The sequence below is a fragment of the Agromyces protaetiae genome, assembly GCF_030866785.1.
In the GTDB taxonomy this organism is placed as follows: domain Bacteria; phylum Actinomycetota; class Actinomycetes; order Actinomycetales; family Microbacteriaceae; genus Agromyces; species Agromyces silvae.
Genome location: NZ_CP133018.1, coordinates 3594057 through 3610745, shown reverse-complemented (window position 1 = coordinate 3610745; position 16689 = coordinate 3594057). Strand labels below are relative to the sequence as shown.

General features: G+C 70.8%; 15 protein-coding genes. 12 read left to right on the top strand and 3 right to left on the bottom strand.

Features of this window, described 5'->3' with window-relative positions; translation table 11 throughout:
* Positions 1 to 21: 21 nt before the first annotated feature.
* The 12 genes from QU602_RS16475 (at position 22) to QU602_RS16420 (ending at position 13662) form a co-directional block, all read left to right on the top strand.
* Positions 22 to 1182, top strand: coding sequence for an aminotransferase class V-fold PLP-dependent enzyme (locus QU602_RS16475; protein WP_308797538.1), 1161 nt, complete (start codon positions 22 to 24; stop codon positions 1180 to 1182).
* Positions 1179 to 2426: a M20 family metallopeptidase gene (locus tag QU602_RS16470; RefSeq protein WP_308797537.1), complete on the top strand. Its 1248-nt coding sequence runs from the start codon at positions 1179 to 1181 to the stop codon at positions 2424 to 2426. The genes QU602_RS16475 and QU602_RS16470 overlap by 4 nt, the downstream gene beginning before the upstream one ends.
* Positions 2423 to 2803 carry a RidA family protein gene (locus QU602_RS16465; protein ID WP_308797536.1) on the top strand — a complete coding sequence of 127 codons (381 nt, stop codon included), beginning with the start codon at positions 2423 to 2425 and terminating at the stop codon, positions 2801 to 2803. Before QU602_RS16470 ends, QU602_RS16465 begins: the two co-directional genes overlap by 4 nt.
* A gap of 60 nt (positions 2804 to 2863) precedes the next feature.
* Positions 2864 to 3436, top strand: coding sequence for a helix-turn-helix domain-containing protein (locus QU602_RS16460; RefSeq protein ID WP_308797535.1), 573 nt, complete (start codon positions 2864 to 2866; stop codon positions 3434 to 3436).
* A 282-nt stretch (positions 3437 to 3718) separates the two neighbouring features.
* Positions 3719 to 5035 (top strand): ABC transporter substrate-binding protein, encoded by a 1317-nt coding sequence (locus tag QU602_RS16455; RefSeq protein WP_308797534.1) that lies wholly within the window; start codon positions 3719 to 3721, stop codon positions 5033 to 5035.
* Positions 5036 to 5092: 57 nt separating this feature from the next.
* Complete coding sequence (locus QU602_RS16450; protein WP_308797533.1) at positions 5093 to 6070, top strand: carbohydrate ABC transporter permease; 978 nt, start codon at positions 5093 to 5095, stop codon at positions 6068 to 6070.
* On the top strand, positions 6067 to 6927 hold the full coding sequence (locus QU602_RS16445) for a carbohydrate ABC transporter permease (protein WP_308797532.1): 861 nt from the start codon (positions 6067 to 6069) through the stop codon (positions 6925 to 6927). Before QU602_RS16450 ends, QU602_RS16445 begins: the two co-directional genes overlap by 4 nt.
* A complete protein-coding gene (locus QU602_RS16440; protein WP_308797531.1) occupies positions 6924 to 7253 on the top strand; it encodes an L-rhamnose mutarotase in 330 nt (109 codons plus the stop codon). Before QU602_RS16445 ends, QU602_RS16440 begins: the two co-directional genes overlap by 4 nt.
* Positions 7250 to 8284, top strand: coding sequence for a zinc-dependent alcohol dehydrogenase (locus tag QU602_RS16435; RefSeq protein ID WP_308797530.1), 1035 nt, complete (start codon positions 7250 to 7252; stop codon positions 8282 to 8284). Before QU602_RS16440 ends, QU602_RS16435 begins: the two co-directional genes overlap by 4 nt.
* 20 nt (positions 8285 to 8304) lie before the next feature.
* A complete protein-coding gene (locus QU602_RS16430; RefSeq protein WP_308797529.1) occupies positions 8305 to 9144 on the top strand; it encodes a fumarylacetoacetate hydrolase family protein in 840 nt (279 codons plus the stop codon).
* A gap of 60 nt (positions 9145 to 9204) precedes the next feature.
* Complete coding sequence (locus QU602_RS16425; RefSeq protein ID WP_308797528.1) at positions 9205 to 9927, top strand: NUDIX hydrolase; 723 nt, start codon at positions 9205 to 9207, stop codon at positions 9925 to 9927.
* Between the two features lie 69 nt (positions 9928 to 9996).
* Positions 9997 to 13662 carry an RHS repeat domain-containing protein gene (locus QU602_RS16420; RefSeq protein ID WP_308797527.1) on the top strand — a complete coding sequence of 1222 codons (3666 nt, stop codon included), beginning with the start codon at positions 9997 to 9999 and terminating at the stop codon, positions 13660 to 13662.
* Positions 13663 to 13683: 21 nt separating this feature from the next.
* On the opposite strand, the gene QU602_RS16415 is transcribed toward QU602_RS16420, so the two are convergent.
* From QU602_RS16415 to QU602_RS16405, 3 genes are all read right to left on the bottom strand, one after another.
* Positions 13684 to 14490: an HAD-IIA family hydrolase gene (locus tag QU602_RS16415; RefSeq protein ID WP_373692844.1), complete on the bottom strand. Its 807-nt coding sequence runs from the start codon at positions 14488 to 14490 to the stop codon at positions 13684 to 13686.
* A gap of 178 nt (positions 14491 to 14668) precedes the next feature.
* On the bottom strand, positions 14669 to 15001 hold the full coding sequence (locus QU602_RS16410) for a UBP-type zinc finger domain-containing protein (RefSeq protein WP_308797526.1): 333 nt from the start codon (positions 14999 to 15001) through the stop codon (positions 14669 to 14671).
* On the bottom strand, positions 14998 to 16644 hold the full coding sequence (locus QU602_RS16405; RefSeq protein ID WP_308797525.1) for an FAD-dependent oxidoreductase: 1647 nt from the start codon (positions 16642 to 16644) through the stop codon (positions 14998 to 15000). Before QU602_RS16405 ends, QU602_RS16410 begins: the two co-directional genes overlap by 4 nt.
* Between the last annotated feature and the right edge of the window lie 45 nt (positions 16645 to 16689).

The following is a 16689-nucleotide window of genomic DNA, read 5'->3' as shown; positions in this document are numbered from 1 at the left end:
TATCGAACATCTGGAGGACACGTGACCACCGTCGGCGCCCAGCCGCTCCTTCCGCTCAGTGCATTCATCGGGCTCGAGGACGAGGCCTACTTCTACACCGGCGCCCATGCCCCGGGGCTCAAGGCCGGCGCCGCTGCCATGGAGTGGGCCTACGCGATGAAGAGCACCGGACCGCGCGGTCGCGCGCACCTCTTCGAACGCGAGGAGGCCGCGCGCGAGCAGGTCGCGCGGCTGGTCGACGGCGCGAGTGCCGATGACGTCGGGCTGCTGGGGGATGCCTCGACCGCCTGGAGCTCGATCGCCAACGGCTGGGACTGGAAGCCCGGAGACAATGTCGTGCTCAACGAGTTCGAGCACCCGAGCGTGTTCGCGCCGTGGATCCGGTTGCGCGATCGTGGCCTCGAGGTCCGGTTCGTCCGCCGCCGGGACGACTGGGACCTGCCGCTCGCCGACCTGGCCGCCGCGTGCGATGAGCGCACGGTGGCGATCGGCCTCAGTCACGTCGGATATGTCACCGGACTGCGCTACGACCCGGCCGAGGTGGCCGCCTTCGCCGACTCGCGCGGCATCCCGGTCATTCTCGACGTCTCGCACTCGCTCGGCGTCATGCCGCTGGCCCTCAGCCACGCCGCGCTCATCGTGAGCGCCTCCTACAAATGGACGCTCGGACCCTACGGGGTCGGCATCGTGTACTGGAACCGCGACCGGCTTCCGGACTTCCGACCCGGCAATGTCGGCTGGCGGTCCGTGGAGGACATCTTCCGCCCCGGCCGCTTCGGCGATCTCGACTGGTCTCCCGGCGGCCGGCGCTTCCAGCTCGGTGCGCCGGCGTTGAGCGACATCGCCGCGCTCGGGGAGGGCGCACGCGTGCTCGCCGACCTGGGGCTCGGCGCGGTGCAGCAGCATGCCGCGGCGATCACCGCCCGCGTGTACGAGGGGTTCCGGGGACTCGGCCTCTCGATCACCACGCCGGAGGACCCGGATCGCCGCCTCGGCAATGTCTCCTTCCTGCATCCGCGCGGCGAAGAGGTCGCCGACCAGCTCGCCGATGCGGGGATCTACGTGTGGGGCGGTGACGGGCGCGTGCGGGCCTCGAGTCACGTCATGAACCGACTCGACGACGTCGATCGCCTCATGGCGGGGCTCGCCGACGTCTTCGAGACCCTCCCGGCGGCGCCATGACCGCCGCCGCACTCGATGCCTACCTCGTCGCGCATGACGATCGACTCATCGCACTCGCGCGAGACCTCATCGCGATCGACAGTCAGATTCCGCCGCACGCCGATGAGCGGGCAATCGCGGCCTTCCTCGTCGACGTGCTCGCCGACCGTGGACTCGACGTGCGCCTCGCAGGTGACCGTGACGCGCGTCCGAGCGTCGTCGCGCGCCTCACCGGGGACGGCGGGCCAGTCCTCGCCCTGGCCGGCCACATCGACACCAAGCCGGTCGGGTCGGCGCGCGACCAGTGGCGGACCGACCCGCTCGACCCCGTGATCGTGGACGGGGAGCTCCATGGACTCGGCGCCGCCGACATGAAGGGTGCGATCGCCGCCATGATCGTCGCGCTCGACGCCGTCATGGCGACCGGGACCCCGCCCGGCGACGTGGTGCTCGCGCTCGTCGCCGACGAGGAGGCGGGCGGCTCGCGCGGGGCGCGACTCGTCGCCCCGGAGCTCGGCGACGTCGACGGGCTCCTCCTCGGCGAGCCGAGCGGGTGGACCCACGACTGGCAGGGCCTGCACCTGGTCTCGCGCGGCTCGAGCTGTTTCCGGATCCGCGTACGCGGGACGCAGGGTCACTCCAGCCTCAGCGACCGGCTGCCCTTCGTCAACGCGTCCGAGCGCATGGCGCGCCTGCTCGTCGACATGGCCGACGAGCTCGAGCTGCCGTTCACACCGCATCCGATCGGTCAGACGGGCCCGACGTTGAACCGGGGCGTGACCGTCGCGGGCGGAACCTGGTTCGGCGTCGTGCCCGGCGAGGCCGAGTTCGCGTGCGACCTGCGGACGGTGCCGGGCATGACGTTCGAGGGTGTCCGCACCGCGATCGAGGGCTGGCTCGACCGCCGCCGTGCGCTCGACCCGCTGCTCGACGTCGAGCTGGTGTTCGAGCCGGGACTCGAGTGGGTTCCTCCGAGCGACCTCGCTCCGGGGCATCCGCTGGTTGCGGCGACCGCCGCGGCCGCTCGCGACGTCCTCGGGTCGCCGCCGCCGATCAGCATCTTCCCGGGCGCGACCGATGCGCCGTGGTTCACGGAGGCGGACGTGCCCACGTTGCCGTCCTTCGGACCCGGCCTGATCGCGCACGCGCACGGGCCGAACGAACGTGTCTCCCTCCGCGCACTGCGACAGGCGGCACGCATCTACGCCCGGCTGGCTGCCGGATACGGGGCCGGAGCGCCCTGGACAGGAAAGGAGAGCACATGAGTGTCGAGACGATCATGAGTGAGGCGGCGCCGCCGCCCGGAGGCTACTACGCCCACGCGGTCGCCCGCGGCGCGGTCGTGATGACCGCTGGACAGGTCGGCCTGGATCCCGTGACCGGGCGGGTGCCGGAGGGCGTCGGCGACCAGACGAAACAGGCGCTCGCGAACATCGCGGCCGTCCTGGCGGAGGCCGGCCTCGGCCTCGAGGATGTGCTCAAGACCACGTGCTTCCTCGCCGACCTCGACGACTTCCCGGTCTTCGACGCCGCCTATCGTGAGGTGTTCGGCGAGCACCGTCCGGCCCGCAGCACGGTCGGCGTCCGGCTCGCCCCTGCCTACGGGGTGGAGATCGAGGCGGTCGCGGTGCGTCCCGAATGATCGCGATATGGTGCTCTGTGCAGGCGGGGGTCCTGCAACCCGGCGAGGGAGGGTCGAGCGATGGCCGATGAGGGTGCTCCGATCTCCCCACTCTCGGAGAATCTCAAGGTGTGGCGTCAGCGGCGCGGCCTGTCGCTCTCCGCGTTGGCCGCCAAGGCGGGGCTGTCGAAGTCCGTCGTCTCGGAGCTGGAGCGGGGCAACGGCAACCCGTCACTCGACACCCTCTGGTCGCTGGCGAGGAGCTTGAACATCTCGCTCGGCTCGTTCTTCGAGGAGCCGGGCGGCAAGCCCGAGGTGGAGCTGCTCCGCCTCGACGACGCCCCGATCATGGTGCAGGAGGGCGACCACTTTCGTGCGCAGCTCCTGTCGCTCTGGCGGCCGACCGGTGAGGTCGAGCTGTGCGTGATGATCTTCGGCGATCGGGCCAAGCGCAACTCCGAGGGCAATGCTCCCGGGATCATCGAGCGCGTCCTGTGTGTGGAAGGCCGCGTCCGCGTGGGCACCGACCTCGACTCCGCCGAGCTCGACCCGGGCGACATGTTCACGTTCCCGGCTGATCGGCCACATTTCTATCACGCCCTGGGCGGGCCGGCGCGACTGGTCACGGTCCAGCAGTATCCAGAGCATTCCTGAGTCGGCATCCGGTCGGACGGCCGCCCGGGGGCTTCGTCGTCCGTGGTACGCGGGCGAGAGGTTCGAGGGCTCCGCGCGGCCGCACGCGCGGCATCCACGCGAGCGCTGTTCGCGCGACCGTCGCCGGCGTGTCGGGGTCGGCGTGTCAGTGCATTTCATCGAATTGAAACAAAAAACGTTCGACAGATAGAACGACGTACCTATACATTGGACGAAATCGCGGACGGGTCGGCACTCGGCCACTCGGGACGGACCGCGGCATACAACGCAGTAGGAGGACAGATGAACAGTCGGCCTTCACGTGTACGGCGCCGGAACATCGCAGCGTCGATCGCCATGACCGCCGCGGTCGCCCTGACGGTGACCGCATGCTCGGCAGATGGATCGGATACCGGCGCCGACGGCGTGACGACGATCAAGGTGCTGAACTGGGAGCCGGGAGGCAGCGAGTTCTGGGATGCGACGGTCGCGGCGTTCGAAGCCGCGCACCCCGACATCAAGGTGGAGCTCGAGACCGTGCCGTTCGACCGGTACCCCGAGGTCCAGGGTCCGTACATCACCAGCAAGACCGGTCCGGACGTCATGGCCAACAACGCCGGCCTCGAGCTCTTCGACCGGGTCTCGGCCTACGTCGAGCTGCCGGATGAGGTGCTCGCGGCCGGTGAGGACCTGCTGACGTACAGCGGCGCCTGTCTGGACTTCGACACGGCCAACCCGTGTTACGGATTGCCCTTTTCGTATCAGGGCAACGTCATGTACTACAACAAGCAGGTCCTGGCCGAGGCCGGGCTCGACCCCGAGGCCCCGCCGACCACGTGGGAGGAGTTCGGCGCCGCGTGCGATGCGGTCTCCGCCGCGGGCAAGACCTGCCTCGCGCTCGGCCTCACCGGTGTCTTCCCGGCCTACTGGGACTTCCCCGAGGTCGCGAAGAACTACCTCAGCGAGGACGATGTGCGAGCGGTGCTGAAGGGCGAGCTCGACTGGACGGACCCGAAGATGGTCTCGGTCTTGGAAGGCCTCGCGAGCATCACCGACGCAGGCTGGAACAACAGCAACGCCCCGTCGATCACCATGCTCCCCGACGGCGCCGACCTGTTCCAGAGCGGACAGGCGGCATTCGCGGGCACGATCCTCTCCGACGCCGTCAACTGGCAGGCGTTCGGCGAGGCCATCGGCCCGGAGAACCTGGGCGCCATGCTGTGGCCGGCCATCGTTCCCGATGCGCCGCGCGTGAAGCAGTTCTCGGGAATCGAGGGCTCGGTCTACGGAGTCACGACCTGGAGCACGAAGCAGGAGGCCGCGTTCGAGTTCGTGAAGTGGATGGCGGGCGCGGAGAACGGCCAGCTGTGGGCCGAGATCGTGAACGGACAGCCGCTGAACACCCAGGTCGACACGAGTGCCTTCCCCGACTCGCCCGCCCTCCAGCAGATCCAGGAGATCATCGCGGACCCGACCCTGCACGTCGGCGTGATGTTGAGCGGGCAGGAGACCGACGCGCTCGCGCGCGGCTGGCAGCAGGTCGCACTCGGCCAGCTCACCGTCGACGACTGGGCGGCGCAGATGCAGACCGCCCTGGAGAACTCGCCGGGCAAGCAGTAGGACGCCGAGGGGGCGGGGCGCGCGCGCCTCGTCCCCTCCGACCCAGGAGTCGATTCCATGACGATCCCCACTCACGCGGCCGCCGAGCGGTCCGCGGCGGCAGTTCCGGCTCGGAAGAAGGTGCGTCCCGCCGCGGATCGGGCCTCAGAGCCCAAGAAGGCGCGCCTCCGGCGTGATCTCCTGATCGGCGCGCTCTTCCTCCTTCCCGGCGTGCTGCTCGCGGTGGGCTTCAAGCTCATTCCACTCGCCGGGGGCGTCTCACTCAGCCTGCAGCGCACGCAGGGATTCGCCGAACCGGAGTTCGCGGGCCTCGCGAACTACGAGCGGATGCTCAGCGATCCGGTGGTGCTCGAGGCGTTCCGCAATGCGATCGTGGTGACGCTGACCCTGCCGGTGTGGGTGCTGCTGCCGCTCGTGCTCGCCGTCCTGATCCACCAGCGCACGCCCGGGTGGCGGTTCTTCCGAGCGGCGTACTTCCTGCCGTACACGATCGCACCGATCGTCGTCGGCATCATGTTCCGGCAGATCCTCGCGCCCGACGGGCCGTTGAACGAGATCCTCCGCGGCATGGGGCTCGGCGCCCTCGCGATCGAATGGTTGAACGGACCGGTCAGCGCGCTCTTCTCATTGGTCGGCGTCGCGCTGTGGTGCTTCTTCGGCTATGGCGTGCTCACCTACCTCGCCGGCCTGTCGACCGTTCCGGCGGAGACGATCGAGGCCGCGCGCATCGACGGAGCCGGCTTCTGGCGGTTGCTCTTCCAGATCATCCTCCCGCTCATCCGCGGGGTGGTCGGCTACTGGACGGTGTTGTGCGCCTCGGGCGTGCTGATCTGGATGTTCCCGCTCATCTACGCCTTGACGAAGGGCGGGCCGGGCAACGCCACCATGCTGCCCGAGTTCCTGGTGTTCCTGACGACCTTCCAGTTCCTCGACCGCGGGTACGGCTCCGCGATCGGCATCGTCCTGTTCCTCTTCGTCGGGCTCATCTCGATCTTTGCGGTGCGCTTCATGTACCGGGAAGGGAAGTCCGCATGAGCCGCCGATCGCTCACACCGCCCCGCTCCGCGGCCGTCCGGTCCGGTGTCGTGCGCTGGATCGTGACGGGCGTCCTCGTCATGATCGCCGTGGTCACGCTGTATCCGCTCCTCTACACGGTGATCAACTCGCTGAAGGAGAACAGCGACTTCGCCGGCAACCCGATGGGTCTCCCGGCGACGATCACGTGGGACAACTATCTCGAGACGTTCCAGCGGATGAATGTGCCGCGACTGCTGGTGAACAGCCTGCTCGCGAGCGCCGGCGGCGTGGTGCTCTCGACGCTGGCCGCGCTGCTCGTCGCCTATGTCACCACGAAGATGCGCTTCCCCGGGCGGAGCATCGTGTTCCTGTTCATGATCGCGATGCTCGTGATCCCGAGTCAGGCCATCATCTATCCGCTCTACGAGACGGTGATCGGGGTCGGCCTCGGCGGGAATCTCGCGGGCGTCGTGCTGGTGTACGCGGCCTTCGGCCTGCCACTGTCCGTCTATCTGCTCGCGACGTACTTCCGAGCGGTGCCGGACGAGATGCTGGAGGCGGCGCGCATGGACGGCGCCGGCCATGTCCGGACGCTGTTCTCGGTCATGCTGCCGGTCGCCACGCCGGCCATCGCGTCCCTGGCGATCTTCAACTTCGTCTGGATGTGGAACGACCTCATCCTGCCGCTGGTCATCCTGGGCGGTTCCGAGAACGCGACACTCATGGTCGGCGTCTCGCTCCTGTCGGGACAGTACGACATCTCCATCCCGCTCATCAGCGCGGCGCTCGTCGTCGCTCTGCTGCCGGTGATGATCATCTACCTGGTGTTCCAGCGTCAGATCCTCGCGGGAGCCATGGCCGGGGCGGTCAAGTGAGCACCGAACCGCCCGTCCGCTACCTGTATCGGCTGAGGCCCGGCGCGGGTCCGGAATACGACCGTCGTCACCGCGAGGTCTGGCCCGAGCTCACGGCGCTGCTCCGTGCCGAGGGGGTGCACGACTACGAGATCTTCCGGCACGAGGAGATCGTGGTCTGCTCGCTCCGCACCCGCGAGCCGTTCGGCGAGACGATGGCGCGTCTCGCCGCGCACGACGTGCAGCGCGCCTGGACCGAAGCGCTCGGCGACCTGTTCGAAGCCGTGGCCGACGAAGAGGGCCGGCCCCTGTACCTGACCCGCGTGTTCCGACTGGAGGATGAATGAGCAGCACACGAGCATTGGTGCTCGAAGCGTTCGGGCGCATCGTGCCCACCCGGTTCGAGGTCCCGCCGCCTGGCGATGGCGAGGTCGTGGTCCGGGTCGTCGCGACCGGCATCTGCGGCTCCGACCTGCACGGGTACACCGGCGAGAACGGCCGGCGTGTTCCAGGCCAGATCATGGGCCACGAGACCGCAGGGATCGTCGAGGCCGTCGGCGACGGGGTCGAGTCGGTGAGTGTCGGCGACCGGGTCACCGTCAACCCGGTCATGCTCACCCCGGAGTCGCGCAGGGCGTACGCGGGCCGGGAACAGCGCTGCCCGGATCGGAAGGTGCTGGGGGTCGCGCCGGACGTCCCCGCAGCCTTCGCGGATCGCGTGCTCGTGCCCGCAGAGAACGTCGTCCCGCTCGACCCGGCGTTGCCGGTCGAGTACGGCGCACTCATCGAACCGCTCGCGGTCGCCGTTCATGCCGTGGCCCGCGCGGGCGCCGTGGAGGGGCTGCCGATCCTGGTCCTGGGCGGCGGGCCCATCGGTCAGTCCGTGGTGCTGGCCGGTCTCGCCGCCGGGGCACGGCTCGTCATCGTCTCCGAGCCCGATCCCGCTCGTCGCGCCCTCTGCGAGCGGCTCGGCGCGATCGCGATCGACCCGGCGGACGGAACGATCTCCGAGTTGGTGCACCAGCACGCCGGAGGCCCGGTCGACGTGGTCATCGACGCGGTCGGGGTGACCGCCACCCTGCGCGACGCGTTCGCCGCGTCGAGCTCCGGCGCGACCATCTGTCTCGTCGGAATGGGCAGTCCCGAGATCGCGCTCGCCGCATACCAGGTCAGCACCGAGGAGCGGACCCTCGTGGGCAGCTTCTGTTACAGCGACGCGCATTTCGTCCGCGCGGCTGCGCTCGCGGCCGAGCGCCGGGACGTCCTCGACCTGATGGTGAGCGAGCAGGTCCGGCCCGAGGAGGCGGATGACGCGTTCCGTCGGCTCACCGCTCCGGGTGCGGTGGCCGCGAAGATCCTCGTCAGGTTCGACCGTTGACGGCCCCGACGCTCCGGCTGATGCGACTCGGCGCCCGCGGAGCCGAGATCCCCGCCGCGCGCGGTGCCGATGGTCTCGTGCGGGACCTTCGGCCGGTGACCGATGACCTCACCGGGGACTTCCTCGCGGCGGACGGCATCGCGCGTGCGCGACGCGAGCTCGAACGGCTCCCGATCCTCGCGGACGCAGCGTCGCTGAGGGTCGGCGCGCCGATCGCCCGGCCGCAGGCCGTGGTCTGCATCGGACAGAACTATGCCGCTCACGCCGCCGAGTCGGGTGACGCGCCGCCGGCGGTGCCCATCGTCTTCTTCAAGCATCCGAACACGATCGTCGGCCCCGATGACGACGTCGAAGCCCCTCCGGGGACGTCGGCGCTCGACTGGGAGGTCGAGCTCGGGGTGGTGATCGGCCGGCGTGCGCACCGGCTCGCCACCGAGGCCGAGGCGCTCGCCTGCGTTGCCGGCTACGTGGTGAGCCATGACGTCTCCGAGCGCGACTGGCAGATCCGGGAGTCGGGCGGGCAGTGGTCGAAAGGCAAGTCGGCGCCCACGTTCAATCCGCTCGGCCCTGAGCTCGTCCCGGCCGACGAGGTCGATCCGCAGGCGCTCAGGCTCTGGTCGCGCGTGAACGGGCAGACCAGGCAGGATTCGAACACGGCCGACATGGTGTTCTCGGTCGCGGAGATCGTGCGGCACCTCTCCTGGTACCTCGCGCTCGAGCCGGGCGATCTGATCAACACCGGCACACCGCAGGGGGTCGCGCTCTCCGGCCGGTTCCCGTACCTGCGTGCCGGTGATGTCGTGGAGCTGGGCATCGACGGTCTCGGGAGCCAGCGACAGCGCGTCGTCGCCGCAGGATAATCCGCCTCCGGCCCGAGGCCGGAGGTTCGTCGACGGCCGCTCAGGCGATAGCGTCGGGGCATGGGTTCCGCCGAGCCGGTGAGCGAAGCGGCCGGGGCGGCGAGGGCGCAGCTCGCGGCGCTCGTCGGCGACCCCGAGCTGCTCGCCGACTGGCAGAGCGGGCACTGGCCCGACGGGCTCGAGCCGAAACCCGCTGCCGTGCTCATGCTCTTCGGCGTCCTCGACCGGGTCCGCAGCGCTCGCGACGCCGAGGCGAGCGCGGTCTCGACCGATCTCGACGTCCTGCTGCTCGCGCGAGCCGCCACGCTGCGCTCGCACCCCGGGCAGGTGGCGTTTCCCGGTGGGCGCGTCGACCCGGACGATCGCGGTCCGGTCGACGCGGCGCTGCGCGAGGCGCGCGAGGAGACGGGGCTGGACCCGGCGGGCGTCGAGGTGCTCGGCCGCCTGCGTCAGATCCCGCTGCCGTATTCGGGGCACGTCGTGACACCCGTGCTGGGCTGGTGGGTCGTGCCGTCGCCCGTTCGGGTGGTCGACGTCGCCGAGTCCGCGGTCGTGTTCCGGACCCCGGTCGCCGACCTGCTCGACCCGGGCAACCGGTACACCTCGGTGGTGCGGCGCGACGGGCGCGAATGGCGAGGCCCGGCGTTCCTCGTCGAGGCCGACGGTGGGCGCCAGCTCGTCTGGGGCTTCACCGCGATGCTGCTCGATCAGGTCTTCGAGCGGCTCGGCTGGGGCGAGCCGTGGGATGCAGCGCGCGAGCTCGAACTCTCCCCACCTGACTAATCCGACCAGCCCGCGCACCAGCATAGTGATATGCTGTTCGAATCTTCGACGTGACGGGGGCGATCGATCATGGCACAGCGCAACCGCGCCTTCGGGTCGGCCTTGCTGGGCGGGCTGGTCAGCGTGGCGATCGCCGCGGGCGGCGTCACAGCGGCATGGGGGGCCGGCGCTGAGGGCGGCGCGGCGGAGGCGCCGGTGGTCGGCGGGTTCGGCGTCGGTGACGCGACCGAGGCGATGATCGACGAGCGTGACGGCTCGGTGCAGCTCTCGGTCCCTGTCGCAGATCTCGCGCTGACCTGGGACTCGAGGGCGGTCGCGGCCGGCGATCAGACCGGATTCGGGCGCGGGTGGGGGCTCGGGCTCACTCGGCTCGGCGTGCACGGCGGGGTGACCGTGGCCCTGCCCTCGGGCGGGGTCCACGAGGCCGATGACACCCAGCCGTCCGGGCTCGCCGGGTACGGCGTCGGCGACCTCAGGTTCGACGTCACACCGGGTCGGGTGCTCGAGGGCCGCGCCGACGGCGCCGCGGGCGAGATCGCGTACGCCTACACGCTGGCCGAGCTCGGCGGTGCGGTGACCTACTTCGACACAGACGGTCGTCCGGTCGCACGCATCGGGGCGCGCGGGCTGCGCGCCGACTGGCGGTGGGATGGGCAGGCCGGCGACGCCGCGAAGCTGCGGGCATCGGTGAGCGCCGACGGGGTGGTCACCGAACTGGATTGGCGTGATCCCGGCGAGGTGCTGGTCCGTCAGGCCGTGAACCTGCCGCCGGCCGACGACGGCGTCGAGCGCATCTGGCGCGTGCGACTCGACGGCGGGCGCGTCGAGCGGGTCGTCGACCCGGTCGGCGCGGCCTTCGCCGTCGGGTACACGCGCGAGGGGTTGGTGAGCCGCGCGAGCGCGGCGTCCGGCGCGCACACCGAGCTGACCTGGCGCGCCTACACAGACCAGGTTCCGCGCATCGAGACGATCCGCACCGTCGATCCCGGCGGCGCGGAGCTCAGCGTGCGGCACTGGCAGCCGGTCGGCGGGGCGCTGCCGTCGGGGTGGCCGCAGTACGGCGGCGATCGCGAGCTGTTCTTCTCACACGACGCCGCGTTCCGGTACGTGACCGAGGTCTCCGACGGCGCGACGAGCGTGCGCTCGACGTACCGCAGCCTGCACACGATGGAGTCGCGCGACCTGCGCGTGTCCGGCGCGTCGGGCGAGCAGGTGCTGCGACGACACGCCTACAGCTACCCCATGGCCGAGGGCGGCGAGCTGCCCGATCCACGTGCGCTGCCCGGCAATTGGTCGCGGCCTGCCGAGGCCGTGCTCACGCACCTCGGCCAGGGCGGAGCCGATCGTGCGGTGCGCACCGAGTACGAGATCGACGACTTCGGGCGCACCGTCCGAGAGTCGGGCGTCGACGGCACGGTGACCGAGACCGAGTACGCTCCGGGCGAGCCCGGCGCGACCCGGCCGCCCATCGGCCTCGCCGTGCGCGAGCGGGTCACCGGGCCTGACGGATCGATCGCCGAGACGCGGCACACGCTCGACGCCGCAGGCAGCGCCGTCGTCGCGACCGAGACGCTGGCCGGTGACGATCCCGAGGCGCTCACGGTCACGTCGCGCACCGAGTTCACCGTCGAGGCCGATGGGTTCGTGTCGGAGCAGCGCGCGTATCCGTCGGGCGACCCGGCCGCGACGCCGGTGATCACGCGGTGGCAGCGGACGACGGACCTCGCCGCGGGGGAGCGGACCGTCACCGAGACCATGGCCGCCGGCACCGAGGCCGAGGCCACCACGGCGACGACCGTGTCGCTCGTGCACGGCGGTGCCGTCTCGTCGGTCGACGCCGCGGGCAACCAGCAGGCCGCCGGGTACGACGTCCTGGGCCGGGTCATCGCGACCGACGACGGCACGCGGCGCAACCGCGTCGAGTACGACGCGTTCGGCAATGCGGTGCGTTCGACGTCGTATGGCGGGGACGCGCCGGACGCGCCCGAGACGTCGCGGGCCGAGTACGACCCGATGGTGGGCGGCGACGTCCGAACGGAACGGGTGTGGGCGTCGGCTGACACGCAGCCCGCCGACGTGGCGTCCGGTGAGGCCCCTGAGGCCCCTGAGGCGCCCTCGGCCGACCCGGGGCCCGCAGACGCGGCACCCGCTGACGCAGCGCCCGCTGACGCGACCGGCTTGGTCGACGAACCGGTCACCCGCACCTTCGAGTACTCGCCGCTCGGCGAGCTCGCGGCCGTGACGACCGACGGCGAGCGTGTCGCCCAGGAGTACGACGTCGCGGGCAACCTCGCACGTGCGGCCGACGGCACCGAGTATCGCTATGACGCCGCGAACCGGGTCGTTGCCGAGATCCGCGACGGGCAGCGCACCGACACGCAGTACTGGGCCGACGGCGCGCGGCGAGGCCGTTCGAGCGACGCGGGTGCGGTGACCTTCTACTGGGACGGCGACACGCTGCTCACGGAGGAGCACCGCGACGCGGCCGGCGCGGCCGGCATGGCGTCGTACCTGATCGGGGCGGGCCGGCACGCGCGCGTCGTCGCGCCGTCGCAGGGGGCGACCGAGACGGCGTACTACGGCACCGATCGGCACGGCAATGTCACCGAGCTCACCGACGGCGGTGGCGCGATCACGACGCGCTACGTGTACAGCGACTACGGGCGCGTCACGGTGCGGGGTGGCGGGGCCGAGTCCGACCCGCTCCGCACGAACCCGTTCCAATACGCGGGCGGCTACACGCATGCCGACGGCACGCAGTGGCTGCGGGTCCGCACCTACGACCCAGTCGCCATGCGTTTCCTCACCATGGACGAGGCCGACCTGCTGAACGGCTACAACTTCGCCGACCTCAACCCGATCATGCTGGTCGACCCGAGCGGCCGTGCCCCGGAGTACGACACCGCCGTCGACCTGGTCGTACTCACCGCAGCCGTGGCCCTCGCCTTCAGCATGGCGGCCGCGGCGATCTTCACCGGCGGCTGGTCATTGACGATGCTCGGCATCGCCGGGTGGGTCGCCGACGCGGTCACGATCGGTACTTCGGTCTACCGGCTTGATGCCACGGTGCGAGGCAGAGCAATCGATCCGGAGGTCGAGACGGCACTGTTCGCGACCGAGATCGCGTTCACCGCGGTGGGGGTGGGAGCGCTCGCGCACACGGTCAGGAACTTGCCGAAAGCCGAAAAACTGCACTCCGCGGCGTCGAAGCTCACGTTCACCGAGCTCAACGACATCGCCGAGCTTCCATCGCGGCGAACGGCTTTCCAGGGTTGGCTCAAGCGAAACGGCGGGCACGTCGACGAACAGCTCCGTACCGGCACATTCGAGCGATTCGACCGCGATCGGAAGCTCATCGATGACGCCATAGCCCACGAGGAAGGTCGTCTGACTCAGACGAAGACCCTGCTGAAGGACTCATGGAAGATCACGGAGGCGTCAGGCGGATCCTGGCTCACGAGGCCGCTGCTCGCAGCTCCCACCGCGCGACGCACGGAGGACCAGTTGCGAAACGTCGTCCGGAACGTCAAGACACTCGACGACTACTCCAAGCGGTGGTGGGCAGAGTGGGGAGACGCGGCGGAGGTCCTGGTGAGTCGAACGAAAGGTCGGCCGCCGCGACCCAAGCCGTCGCACTCGTGGCGTCTCTACGGCGGCGACGAATACTGGGTTCCACCCGAGAGCATCCCCCCGCAGTTCAATCGTGGCGGAGGCGCGACACCGAAGTACGACTGACGCCCGTGCCTGCGCCTCCGACTACAGCTCCGTCTCGCGCGGCTCCGCCGCGACCAGCTCGTGCACGCCCTGCAAGATCTCATCCGGCCGGAACGGGTACTTCTCGATCTCGCGCTGGTCACTGATCCCGGAGAGCACGAGCACGGTGTGCAGCCCCGCCTCGATGCCCGCCACGATGTCGGTGTCCATGCGGTCGCCGATCATGGCGGTGTTCTCCGAGTGTGCGCCGATCGTGTTGAGCGCCGAGCGGAACATCATCGGGTTCGGCTTGCCCACCACGTACGGCTCTTTGCCGGTCGCCTTCGTGATGAGCGCCGCGATCGCGCCCGTCGCGGGCAGCGGGCCCTCGGCGCTCGGGCCCGTCGCGTCGGGGTTCGTCACGATGAAGCGCGCGCCCTTGCCGATCAACCGGATCGCCTTCGTGATCGCCTCGAACGAGTAGTTGCGGGTCTCGCCGACGACGACGAAGTCGGGGTCGGTCTCGGTCATCACGAACCCCGCCTCGTGCAGCGCCGTGAGGATCCCGGCTTCGCCGATGACGAACGCCGACCCGCCCGGCACCTGCTGCTTGAGGAAGTCGGCGGTCGCGAGCGCCGACGTCCAGATGCGCTCCTCGGGCACGTTCAGCCCCGACGCGCGCAAGCGCGCCGACAGGTCGCGCGCGGTGAAGATCGAGTTGTTGGTCAGCACGAGATACGGCGTGCCCGCGTCCTCCCACTGCTGCAGCAGCTCGGCGGCGCCCGGCAGCGCATGGTTCTCGTGGACCAGCACCCCGTCCATGTCGGTCAGCCAGGCCTCGACCTCGTCACGTCCTCGCAAGCGCTCCATGCGTCAAGCGTAGAGGCCCGCCGGGTCGGGCAGGTTCCGCGCACATTTCCGCCCGAGCCACGAACGGCCCATCGGCGCGGCCCGAGCGCACAGCCCTCGGCGCACAGCCCTCGGCGCACAGCCCTCGGCACTCAGCCCTCGGCGCACCGCCCCGAGCACACCGCCCCGGCACACCCGCTCAGTGCAGCCGGCTCTGCCAGTCCTCCGGCACACTCCCGTTCGGCCCCGGGCACTCCTGCTCCTCCGGCCGCCAGCGCGGCGGCGTGAGCGGCACCGGGCGCGCGGCGGTGCCGGTGGCGTAGTTCCAGAACCACCCCTCGCCGGGTTCGAACGACGCGGCGACCGGATGCCCGGTGTCGCGCGCATGCCCGCTCGCGTGCTGCGACGGAGACGAGTCGCAGCATCCGACGTGCCCGCACTCCACGCACCGGCGCAGATGCAACCACCAGCCCCCGGTCTCGACGCAGTCGACGCAGCCCGTGCCCGACGGTGCAGGCGCGAGCGGCGTCACGCGAACACCTCGGCCGCCGCGAGCGCCCGATGCACCGACGCGACGGCGCTCGACCCCTCGCCGACCGCCGCGGCGACCCGCTTCATCGACCCGCGGCGCACGTCGCCCGCGGCGAACACGCGCGGCAGGCTCGTCTCGAACGGCAGCGGCATGCGGCCGAGGCTCCGCCACGGGTCGCCGAGCGAGATGACGTCGGCGCCCGTGTGCACGAAGCCGTGCTCGTCGCGTTCGACCGCGCCGAGCCAGTCGGTCGCGGGCTCCGCGCCGATGAAGCAGAAGAGCGCAGCACAGTCGACGGTGCCCGCGACCGAGCCCGCGAGTGTCACGCGCTCGAGGCGGTCGTCGCCGTGCAGCTCGACCACCTGCGTGCCGGTGTGCACGTCGATGCGCGCGTCCTCGACGATGCGGTCGGTGAGGTAGCTCGACATCTGCGCGCCGAGGTCGCTCGAGCGTACGACGAGTCGCACGTGGCATCCGTTCGCGGCCAGCGCGAGCGCCGCCTGCCCGGCCGAGTTGGCGCCGCCGACGACCGTCACCTCCGACCCCGCGACCTGCCGCAGCTCGAGCGTCGACGCCGCGTAGTGGATGCCGGCGCCCTCGAAGTCCTTCCAGCGGTCGAGCCCGAGCGAGCGGTACGCGACGCCGGTCGTCACGACGACCGCGCGGGCGTGCACCGTCGCGCCGTCGGCGAGGGTCAGTTCGAGCCCGCCCGTCGCCTGTTCGAGCCGCACGGCCTCGCACGGCGCGATCACGCGTACCCCGAACTTGAACGCCTGCAGCGACGCCTGCGAGGTCAGCTGGTCGCCGCTCACGCCGAACGGGAAGCCGAGGTAGTTCTCGATGCGGCTCGTCGCGGCCGACTGGCCGCCCGGGGCGACCGAGTCGAGCAGTACGGTGCGCAGCCCCTCGGATGCCCCGTAGATCGCGGCGGCGAGCCCGGCGGGCCCGGCGCCGACGACCGCGAGGTCGACGGACTGGTCGTCTTCGGCGGTGTACGCGAGCCCCATGACCTCCGCGAGCCGGCCGGGCGTGGCCTGCAGGATCGGCTCGCCCTGGACGAGCGCGACCGGCAGGTCGTCGGGCCGGAACCCGTGCGAGGCCATCGACTCGGCGCCGCCCGGCTGGTCGATGTCGTACCAGGTGTGCACGAGGTCGAGACGTTCCGCGTAGCGGCGCAGCGCGACCGCGTTCCCGTCGCGCTCAGAGCCCACGATCTTCAGCGTCCACGCGGCGGGCCCCCGGCGTAGCTCCTCGCGGCGCGCCCAGAGTGTGCGCAGCATGAGGTCGCAGAGCTCGTCGTCATCGGCCATCATGCGCTGCAACGCCTCGTGGTCGACGCGGCGAACCAGGCCGGGCTGCACGACGCGCGCCGTGAGGAATGCGCGCTGGCCGTTCAGCAGCCCGAGCTCGCCGACGAACGTGCGTGGGCCGAGCGTCGCGATGTGCGTCTCGTCGATCCAGGCGAGCGCGTCGCGCACGACGTCGATGGTGCCCGTCTCGACGAGGATGAGGTCGTACCATCGCTCGCCCGACTGGAACAGCACGTCGCCGGCGTGGGTCTCGACCGGCGTGCCGTACTGCCGCAGGCGCTCCCACTGCGCGTCGGTCAGTTCGGGGACGATGTCGGGGTGCGGGGCTCCCATGCCGCCATCCTGCCCCACGGCCCGGCATTGGTCGAGGGGCGGGCG